This window comes from Sphingomonas sp. 28-62-11 (assembly GCF_002278865.1).
GTDB lineage: Bacteria > Pseudomonadota > Alphaproteobacteria > Sphingomonadales > Sphingomonadaceae > Sphingomonas.
Genome location: NZ_NCGB01000037.1, coordinates 18,089 through 27,464 on the forward strand (window position 1 = coordinate 18,089; position 9,376 = coordinate 27,464).

Sequence of the window (9,376 nt, forward strand, 5' to 3'; positions counted from 1 at the left end):
CGTCCACTGGATGCCTCCATCGTTCATGGCAACGCACTGCGCACCCAAATTGCCTCTTGCGAAACTGTGTTTAATGTTTCACATTAATGTATCACAGTAAAATGGCCGGCGCGATGATGCTGTCCGATGGGAGGGAAATCATGGGCACTAATCGGAGTCTCGCGCAGCAGTTGAAGGCAACGTTGTTCGCCGGTACCGCGCTTCCGGTCCTTCTGCTGGGTTTGGCAACACCCGCGATTGCACAGGATCGCGGTACTCCCGATCAGGAAGACCCGGCGTTGGCGTCGCAGCGTGTCTCCGACATCGTGGTGACCGCCAACAAGCGCGAAGAGACGCTGCAAGACACCCCGATCGCGGTTTCAGTGGTGGAAGCGCAGGAGATCGAACGGGCCGAGATCCAGGACCTGCTCGACCTCCAGACGCTGGTTCCTTCGCTCGCGATTCGGCAGGGCCAAACCTCGGGCAATACCAATTTCTTCATTCGCGGCTTCGGCAATGGCCAAAACGCGATCGGGCTCGAGCCTTCGGTCGGCGTTTTTATCGATGGCGTCTATCGCTCGCGTTCGGCTGCTGCGATTTCCGACTTGCCAAACCTTGAGCGCGTTGAAGTCCTGCGCGGCCCCCAATCGACCCTGTTCGGCAAGAACGCGTCAGTGGGCGTGATCTCGGTGACCACCCGCAAGCCAAGCTTCGAGCGGGGCGGCCATATCGAAAGCAGTTTCGGCAACTACGGCCTGCACCGATTCGAGGGCTATGTGACCGGCCCGGTCACCAATACGGTTGCGGTGGCCTTGGGCGGCAGTCTCAACCGGCGCGGCGGCTATGTCGAGGACCTCGGCACGGGAGACCGTTACAACGAGCGTGATCGATGGGGCATTCGCGGCGAAATCCTGTGGCAGCCTTCGGTCGATGTCAGTTTCCGCCTGATTGGCGACTATGACCGGATCGACGAGAATTGCTGCATCCTTACCAATCTGGTTGAGGGCCCGACCGGGGCCAGCATTCGGGCGCTGGGCGGGCGCTTCGTTTCGCAAGACCCGTTCTCCTACAACGTGTCCTACGACATCGTCCCCAGCAACCGGATCAAAAACTACGGCGCATCCCTGCAGGGCGACATCGATGTCGGCTTCGGGACGCTCACCAGCATTACGGCCTATCGCCGCAATGACGTTAATTCTCAATTCGATCCCGATGCCACGAGCCTGAGATTATTCTCAACCAACACGGCGCAATCGGAAATCGAAACATTCACGCAGGAAGTCCGGCTGCAGTCCAACGGGACAGGAAAGTTGGTAGATTGGATGATTGGGGGCTTCTATTTCGATGAGCGCCTGAAATCCGGTAACGATCTGTTCTACGGTGTTGATTACCGTCGCTATCTGGGCGCGCTGCTGAACAACCCTACGCAGGTTACCACATTTGAGGCGTTCGCCGGGGTGCCAACCGGAACTTTCGCCGCGCCCGGGCAGGGCATTTCGGAGCGGAGCAATCAGGGCAACACCGCTTGGTCAATCTTTGGCAATATCGACCTCCACCTCACTGACCGCCTGACCGCCACCTTCGGGATCAGCCATATCGAAGATCGAAAGGACGTCTCAGTCACCGCGCTCAGCACAGACGCCTTGGCCGCGACCAATCTCGATCAGCTCGGCTACACCGCAACGCTCAGAACCCTATTGGCCCAGCGCGGTATAAATTTGCAGAATCCGGCGTCAGTGGGGCCGTTTGTGGCAGCCAACCCGGCCATCTATGCACAGGTCCAGCAGCAGGCGCTGGCGACCGCACTCGGCAGCGCCAACCCGTTCAACGCCCTGCGGGCGCTGCAATTCTTCCCGCCTTTCGTCAGTTTCCCCAATGCGGTGGAAGATGGGCGTTCGCGCGACAACAGCACTGATTTCACGGCCCGCCTCGCCTACAAGCTCACAGATCAGCTCAGCGTCTATGCGTCTTATGCAACGGGCTTCAAGGCGAGTTCGTGGAATCTGTCGCGTCAAAGCAAGCCAACATCGGCGATCCTCGTCCCTGGCAATCCGGTAGTCGATCCGGTCACGCGGCAGGTTCTGCGGGCGACGCCGCCTTCGCCCATCACAAGTGCCGGGCTATATTCGACCAACCTTACACCCGGAACGCGCATCGCATCGCCTGAGGACGCAGAAGTCTATGAGTTGGGGATCAAGGGCACGTTCAATAGCTTTGCCTTTACCGCCACGGTCTTTAACCAGACCCTGAAAAACTTCCAGACCACCGTTTTCACGCAGAACGGTTTCGTGTTCGCCAATGCGGCCAAGCAATCGACCTTTGGCGTCGAGGTCGACTTCCGCTGGAGCCCGCTCGACGGTCTGTTCTTCACCGGGGGCGCGACGTTCCTCGATCCGGTCTATGATAGCTTCCCCAATTTCGGGCCGGGCATCGACATCTCCGGACAGCAGCCGCAGGGCGTTGCCAAGACGCAGTTCACGCTTGGCTCGAACTACAATTTTTCAATCGGCAATCTCGACGCTTTCGTGCGGGCGGATTGGCAGCATATCGGCAATTCGCCGTTTCTTGATGATCCGAATGAAGCAGCCACGATTGCAGCCGCGGGCTACTCACGCGAACAAAACCTCGTGAACATGTCGGTCGGAATCAAGACTGCACGCGGGTTTGGCGTCTCCTTATGGGCGCGCAACCTGTTCGACGACCAATATATCGTCTTCGCCTCGCCCGCGCTGGCACAGGCCGGCACGATCAATGGCGCACCCAACCAGCCCCGCACCTTCGGGGTGACGTTGCGCAGATCGTTTTAATCCGAGGACTTCGACAACAGGGCACTGCCATCAGGGTAGCCGCAGAAATGAAGTGACTTGGGCCTCTGCTCGCGCGTGTTGGTTGCGATCGTGTCGACGGTGATGGCCGCGATGATCGCAAGCCATCGTGCCAACTTAATCTGCCCAAGATTGCCCCGGTCCGCGCGATCCAAGGCTAACCTGATCGGCCGTCAGCAGAGATCGGTTGGAACATATTATTTGGCGGGGGACAGCCCTTGCTGCTCCATTCGCCAGACGAGCTGATCGACGCGATCTTGTCCGAAGAACGGCTCGCCCCCGAATACCATCATCGGGACACCCCAATGCCCGGCTTCCCGCTGATCGCGTTGGTTTTGCTCGACTATCGCGCGGTAACGGTCGGCGTCATTGTCGACGGCGTGCGACAACTCGTCATAGTCGAGCCCCGCGCGTTCTGTCGCTTGTCGCAGATGGTCGCCTTCATGCCAGTTATCGACCTCGCCGGACCAGATAATGTGGCTGACTTCTCGCAAGAAGGGCAGCCCGCGGCGCCGTTCAGCCGCGGCGACCCCAAGGTGCGTGAGCCGATGAATATACGGCTGTTCAACTCGATAGTCCCCGGCCACCATGCGGACAGGATCGGGCCGGGGCCATCGGTAGGGTAAGCCGAGAAACTCGGCCTGACGGGTCGTGTCGCGTAAAAGGTAAGGCGTCCAGAGGGGATCACGCGCGTCGAAGAACTCCGGCGTCCTCACCGCCAGGGGGTAAACCGGACGGACGTTGCAATCCACGTCATAGGTGCGCTGAATTTCCAGTAGCCGAGGCACGATGAAATAGGAATATGGTGACCGAAAAGACCAGTAAAGATCATATTCAAGCATTTTTGAACCTCTCACCTCGCAATATATGCAGATTATTGCTGCAAAACTGACATCCGCAAATATCGCGAATATAAAATCTCCACTTTGGCGGACCGTTTCACTGACAGCGGACCAGCTCCATGAATGGCACACCCCACCAGCGCCGAGCCTTCGGGGCGACGGTGCGCCGGTTGGTTTATTGCCTGTCCGACGTGTACCTCAAGCACCGAGCTTCCTAAGGTTCTCCTCGTGCATAGTCTTGTCGATCCGATAGGTAGCAATGACCGCAATCATCGCAATCCATAGCGCCAGGACGATTGGCACATAATAGGCCCCCATCCGCCAGATTGCATCGTCACTGACGTCCTCAGGCTTGTCGCCCGGCGAAAGGCCCGCGAGTGTAAGGATCGTCGTTGCGGTCATCACCCCAATGCCGCGCACGGCCTTGTCGATGAACGTCTCGGCGGCGATAAGGACGCCCTCCGATCGTCGGCCCGTCCTCAGTTCGCTGTCCTCGACTAGATCTGCCAGCATGGAGGCGAACAAAATCTGGAAACAGATGATCAACCCGACATCAATGACGTTAGTTATGGTTACGAACCAAAAGATGAAGGGCGTCCCGTTGGGCGGGAGCACGTCCGCCAGGCGCAGGATGATGGGTACTGGTGCGCCGACGAAGGCCAGTAGCCCGACAAGGATCGCGCCGCGCTTTTTGCCGAACCAGCGAGAGACGCGCGGCGCCAGAACGAGCCCGATCCCGGCAGCGAGGAAGGTGCCGATGAAGATCGCGCCGGTCTGCCGCTCGTTGAATGCCCAGAAATAGGTGAGGAAATAAAGCGACAGGCCGGCGGCAAGCCCGCCAGCGATGGCCGCCAGCATGGCCGCGATGAACAGCGAGCCGAAGGAACGGTTTGAAAGCGTCTCGATCAGGTCGCCAAAGATGATCCCGATGGTCAGCTGGCGTCTGGGCGGCGGAGACTTCAGATAGGGAATGCGCGCATGGGTGCCGCCCGCGCTGATGAGGATCGACAGCAGAATGACCAGCGCACCGACCAGCCCGTAGACCGGGTAGGCATCGCGGTTGAACCGCCCGTCAGCGATGGTAGTGGTCACGAATATCGGGAACAAGATCGCAAAGGCCCATACCGACACCGCGTTGCCGCCTACCCAGGCGAGAAAATATCTCAAGCTGTAGAGCGAGGTGCGCTCGTGATAGTCCGGTGTAAGTTCGGGAACGAGCGCGCTGGCAGGTGTGCGGTAGAAGGTGATCGCGGTTCGCACGATCACGGACAGCGATAGCAGGTACCAGAATAGCGCTGTCTGGGTGGCGTGCTCAGGCGGCGTCCAAAGGAAGTAGAAGCTCACCGCGAGCGGGATCGCCGAGGCATAGAGATATGGATGACGCCTGCCCCAGCGCGAACGAAGGTTGTCGGACCAGTAGCCGACGATGGGGTCGCTGATCGCATCGCACACCAGCGAAATCATGAGGGCCAAACCGACCAACCGCGCATCGAGGCCGACCACCTGACTGTAGAAGATCAGCAGAAAGAAATCGAACGCCGCCGCAGTCACGCCCGGCGCGATCGCACCAACGCCGAATGCCAGCTTGGTGGACCGCGGAAGCGGCGGCGGGGCGCCATCCCGCTGCGCAGGTTCGATCGCTTGCGGACGATCCGACCCGGGTGCAGATCCAAGTGCATCGGATTGATTGTCCACGCATTCGCTCCTTTCGCCCGTCAGCGGCAGTTGCAAGCCGAAAGCGCGATCTTCTACCCTTGGCGCTCAGCCGGAGAGTGTGGTATCCCATGGCCTGCATTAATGCGCAATATTAGATACGAGAGAAATGCCCCGTTCTTCACATCAAGATACGCGGTCTGCCCTGCTTCAGTCCGCACAACGTCTCATCGCCGAGCGAGGCTTGGGGATGGTCTCCGTCAAGGACATCACCCGCGCGGCGGGTGCGCGCAATCCAAGCGCGGTGCATTACCACTTCGGCAATGTGGAAGAGCTGATCAAAGAGGTTTTCACGCAGCGTTACAAGGCGATCGAGCAGGAACGCGCTCTGCGTCTCGCCAAGGTCGATGAAGCGGATCCGGCGCGGCGCCTCGTTGCTCTGACGGCGGCGGCAATTGCCCCCTTCATGGAGTCGTGCCTTGACGAAGAGGGGCGGCTCTATGTCAGGTTCTGCCTCCAGTTCTCGACCGATCCGCGCTTTAACTTACTCGAGTTGGTTACCGAATACGGCATGCCAAGCCTACTTTCGTTGCGCGCCCAGGTCGTGGAATGTGTGACCTATATTCCCGGTGACGTTGTCAATGCGCGACTACGCCATGCCTTTTCGATATCTCTCGTGCAGGCGGCGGACTATGTCCGTCAGCTGGAGGCGGGATTGCAGATCACAGCCGAATCCGCAGTCCGCGAAGCCGCCGCGACGCTGGCGGGCTACATCGGTGCGAGGGTCCGGTAAGCGTGGCGCTTGCTTGAAAGGCGCTTGGCTAAACGACCTTTTTGCGAAGGGCGCTGTCAGAGCAATTTGGCAGGTGCTCGAGGGTAATGATATCGAGCGCGGATGAGCCGCAGATCCAGGGCGAAACCCGCCAGCGGCTCTGTCAGAGCAAATGCACCGATCGTTAGGATCTGGACGATACCGAGCTGGGATGCCTCGCCCCCGCAAGCCCGCCAGTTCATTTCGCTATTTCAACTCATCGCCTGAAGTGATCCGGCTGGTGGTGATGATGTACGTGCGGTTCCCGCTCAGTTTGCGGAACGTTGAGGACCTGCTGTTCGAGCGCGGGATCGACATCTGCCATGAGACAGTGCGGCATTGGTGGAACAGGTTTGGACCGATGTTCGCCGGCGAAATCCGCCGGCAAAGGGTGTCGCGGATGCGGGGGTTCCGCCACTGGCGGTGGCACCTCGACGAGATGTACGTGAAGCTGAATGGCGAGATGGTGTACCTCTGGCGCGCGGTCGATCAGGAAGGCGAGGTTCTCGAAAGCTACATCACGAAGTCCCGCGACAAGGAAGCCGCGCTGCGCTTTATGAAGAAGGCGCTGAAGCGCCACGGCTCTCCGGAAACGATCAACACGGACGGCCTGGCATCGTACAAGGCAGCGATGAAGGTGCTCGGCAATACCGAGAAGCAGGAGGTCGGACGCTGGGCCAATAACAGGGTGGAGAATAGCCACCTCTCGTTCCGACGACGGGAACGAGCGATGCTCAGATTCAGGCGGATGAAGTCGCTACAGAAGTTCGCCAGCGTCCACGCCAACGTCCACAATCACTTCAATCTCGAACGCCATTTAGTTGATCGCCAGACCTTCAGGGAACGCCGCTCGTCCGCGCTGGCCGAATGGCAATCCCTTGCGCACTGAGCCGTGACCCCAAAGCCCGAGCCGCATCGTCCAGAGACGAGTTCGTTTTAGACTGACAGCACCCTCCTGAGGGCAAGGCAAAGTTGACCGCTTCCGACTCCGATACTGCCGTTGAGTCGTCGCGGCCACTTTCCCCAAACCAGTCGGGCAGTTTTGCTCGTTGCGGCAGACCACCTCGGGCGACGAGTTGAAACAGCGGAAAGGAGAGGGAGGTTTTTTCTCTGGATCTGCGGCTCATTCGCGCCCGCTAGCAGCACTCTGCGCTCACTGCCACATTGGTTTGACAGCGCCGGCGAATGCCCCGCGCATGCCTGTTCATGGCCGGCGTGAGGGCGTTTCGGTGGCTGATGGCCCCCCGTTTAGGCCGGGTGCCGCCGCTTCAGGCGACGGCGCGCAGCGGCGGGCCAGCGCCCAGAAAGTTCCGGATCAGCGCCATTGTCTCATCAGCCTGATTGACCAAAAACAGATGCCCACCGCCCTTGATGATTTCCAGCCGCGCATCGGGGATCAGGGTTTTCAGGATCTTGCCGTTGGCCAGCGGAACGATCTGGTCATCATCACCCATCAGGATGAGGGTAGGGGCCGAGATTAAGGGCAGGAAAGGGACGCTGGTCCAGCCTATCATGGCGATCAACTGGCCCAGATATCCGAGCGTGCTGGGCGGGCTGATGCGGCTGGCGTGGCCGCCGGCGCCATTGGTATTGCCGCCATAGAGCGTGCGGAAATGCTTCAGCATGAAATCGGGATCGGTATAGCGGCGCGGATCGGCCATTTTCGACAGCGCTGCCAATTTGCCCGGCACCATTAGCATGCCGGCCGACGTGGCGGCCAGCACCAGCTGCCCGGTGCGGCGGCCATATTGCCAGGCGAATTGCTGGGCCATGCCGCCGCCCCAGCTCACCCCCATCACGTCGACCTTGTCATGGCCGAAATCGCTGATGATCCGTTCGGCAATGCGGGCGATCATCCATGGGCGATAGGGCACCAGCGGATCGGGCGATTCGCCCACACCGGGCATGTCGAACGTGATGACCTCGCGATCATCCAGCAGTTCGGGCAGGGGCGCCATCAGTTCGATATTGGCACCGATGCCATTGAAGAACAGCAGCGGCCGGTTGGAACCGCTGCCGCGGCGGGGCTGCCAGCGCGCCACCCGCAATGTACGTCCATCAACCTCCTTGATGTGGAATTCGGGGGTGTGGCTGACGGTCATGAACAGTCCTTTCAATCAAAGGCGTAGCGGCCGGGGGCTTTGTCGCCCGGCGGGTGGTCGGCATTGCCCAGTTCGGCCGGCGCGGGCTTGAGGTTGCCAGAGCGATCCTTCAGCCATTCGGCCCACAGCGGCCACCAGCTGCCGGGAAACTCCTGCGCCAGCTTCAGCCATTTCTCCGGCGCTTCCGGCGGCTTCACCTTGGGCGCGCGATAATATTTGGCCTTGGGGTTGCCGGGCGGATTGATGATCGCCTGCACATGGCCCGAATGGGAGAGGACAAATTCGACATTCTGTGAGCCGAACAACTGGGTAGAGCGATAACAGGCCTTCCATGGCGTGATATGATCGGTCACGCCGCCCAGGATGAACAAGTCGCAATCCACCTTGCTGATATCCAGCTGGTGACCAGCAATGGTGGATTTGCCGTGGTTCACGAACGGCTGTTCTTCATAGTTACGCAGATAGTCGCTGTGCAGCGCGGCGGTGAGGTTGGTGGTGTCGTTGTTCCAGAACAGGATGTCGAACGCCGGCGGGTCCTCGCCATGCAGATAATTGTTGACGACATAGTTCCAGACCAGATCATTCGGGCGCAACCAGGCAAACATGCGGGATAGCGACTTGCCCTCCAATATGCCCTTCTTGGCCGAGCGTTCGCGCGCCAGCTTGATGCCGTTGTCTGAAACCAGCGATCCCACCTCGCTGTCGTCACGCTTCGGGTGCAGCACGCACACCATTAGAGTGGCCGAATTGGCGCGCTCGTCGCCGCTCGCTTTCATCTTTGAAAGCAGGGTCGACATGGTGATGCCGCCAGAACAGCCGCCCGACAGATTGATCGTTTCGCTGCCGGTGACGGCACAGATCACATCGATGGCTTTGATGATCTCGTCGATATATTCATTCAGGCCCCAAGCGCGATGCGCAACGGTCGGGTTGCGCCAGCTGATCAGAAACGGCTGCAGGCCTTGGCCAAGCAGAAAACGCATCATGCTCTTTTCCGGGGTCAGATCATTGAGATAGGCCTTGTTGATCTGCGGCGGCACCACCAACACCGGGATTTCGTGCACCTGCTCTGTGGTGGGCGCATATTGGATCAGCTCCATCATCTCGGTGCGGTGGATCACGGCACCGGGCTGGATGGCGATATTCTCGCCGAGCTTGAATGGC

General features: G+C 59.8%; 7 protein-coding genes. 3 read left to right on the forward strand and 4 right to left on the reverse strand.

Features of this window, described 5'->3' with window-relative positions; all coding sequences use genetic code 11:
- Positions 1 to 86: 86 nt before the first annotated feature.
- Positions 87 to 2,786, forward strand: a complete 2,700-nt coding sequence (locus B7Y49_RS12240) for a TonB-dependent receptor (protein WP_374127879.1) — start codon at positions 87 to 89, stop codon at positions 2,784 to 2,786.
- Positions 2,787 to 3,001: 215 nt separating this feature from the next.
- Here B7Y49_RS12240 and B7Y49_RS12245 read toward each other — a convergent pair whose 3' ends face one another.
- Positions 3,002 to 3,646, reverse strand: coding sequence for a 2-hydroxychromene-2-carboxylate isomerase (locus tag B7Y49_RS12245; protein ID WP_374127880.1), 645 nt, complete (start codon positions 3,644 to 3,646; stop codon positions 3,002 to 3,004).
- Between the two features lie 198 nt (positions 3,647 to 3,844).
- On the reverse strand, positions 3,845 to 5,341 hold the full coding sequence (locus tag B7Y49_RS12250) for an MFS transporter (protein WP_374127881.1): 1,497 nt from the start codon (positions 5,339 to 5,341) through the stop codon (positions 3,845 to 3,847).
- 127 nt (positions 5,342 to 5,468) lie between these two features.
- Here B7Y49_RS12250 and B7Y49_RS12255 point away from each other — a divergent pair, with 127 nt between their 5' ends.
- Positions 5,469 to 6,092 carry a TetR/AcrR family transcriptional regulator gene (locus B7Y49_RS12255; RefSeq protein ID WP_374127882.1) on the forward strand — a complete coding sequence of 208 codons (624 nt, stop codon included), beginning with the start codon at positions 5,469 to 5,471 and terminating at the stop codon, positions 6,090 to 6,092.
- A gap of 190 nt (positions 6,093 to 6,282) precedes the next feature.
- Positions 6,283 to 6,999 (forward strand): IS6 family transposase, encoded by a 717-nt coding sequence (locus tag B7Y49_RS12260; RefSeq protein WP_374127883.1) that lies wholly within the window; start codon positions 6,283 to 6,285, stop codon positions 6,997 to 6,999.
- A 379-nt stretch (positions 7,000 to 7,378) separates the two neighbouring features.
- On the opposite strand, the gene B7Y49_RS12265 is transcribed toward B7Y49_RS12260, so the two are convergent.
- Both B7Y49_RS12265 and B7Y49_RS12270 read right to left on the reverse strand, forming a co-directional pair.
- Positions 7,379 to 8,212 carry an alpha/beta fold hydrolase gene (locus B7Y49_RS12265; protein WP_374127884.1) on the reverse strand — a complete coding sequence of 278 codons (834 nt, stop codon included), beginning with the start codon at positions 8,210 to 8,212 and terminating at the stop codon, positions 7,379 to 7,381.
- Positions 8,213 to 8,223: 11 nt separating this feature from the next.
- Positions 8,224 to 9,376: alpha/beta hydrolase (locus B7Y49_RS12270; RefSeq protein ID WP_374127885.1), on the reverse strand; the 1,153-nt coding region annotated here is incomplete at its 5' end.